The sequence below is a fragment of the Odoribacter sp. N15.MGS-14 genome, from assembly GCF_000980245.1.
GTDB lineage: Bacteria > Bacteroidota > Bacteroidia > Bacteroidales > Marinifilaceae > Odoribacter > Odoribacter splanchnicus.
The window spans coordinates 1-400 of the sequence record NZ_LARE01000208.1; the positions used below are offsets into that span (position 1 = coordinate 1).

A 400-nucleotide genomic window follows, 5' to 3' on the forward strand; every position below is an offset into this window, starting at 1 on the left:
GGTCCCAAGGGTTGGGCTGTTCGCCCATTAAAGCGGTACGCGAGCTGGGTTCAGAACGTCGTGAGACAGTTCGGTCCCTATCCGGCGTGGGCGTAGGATATTTGAGAGGAGCTGTCCTTAGTACGAGAGGACCGGGATGGACTGGCCGCTGGTGTATCTGTTGCATCGCCAGATGCATGGCAGGGTAGCCAAGCCGGGAAGGGATAAACGCTGAAGGCATCTAAGCGTGAAGCCCCCCTCAAGATAAGATATCCCATAACGTCAAGTTAGTAAGACCCCTTGAAGACGACGAGGTAGATAGGGCAGAGGTGGAAGTGTGGTAACACATGGAGCTGACTGTTACTAATAGGTCGAGGGCATAACCAAAGCAGTGATAGGTTTGGATGATGATGTTGGTTTT

1 rRNA gene is annotated in these 400 nt (G+C 52.8%); it reads left to right on the forward strand.

Annotated features, from left to right (window positions below):
- Positions 1-366: ribosomal RNA gene (locus tag WS34_RS15195) — 23S ribosomal RNA — on the forward strand; the annotation flags it as partial.
- Positions 367-400 lie beyond the last annotated feature (34 nt).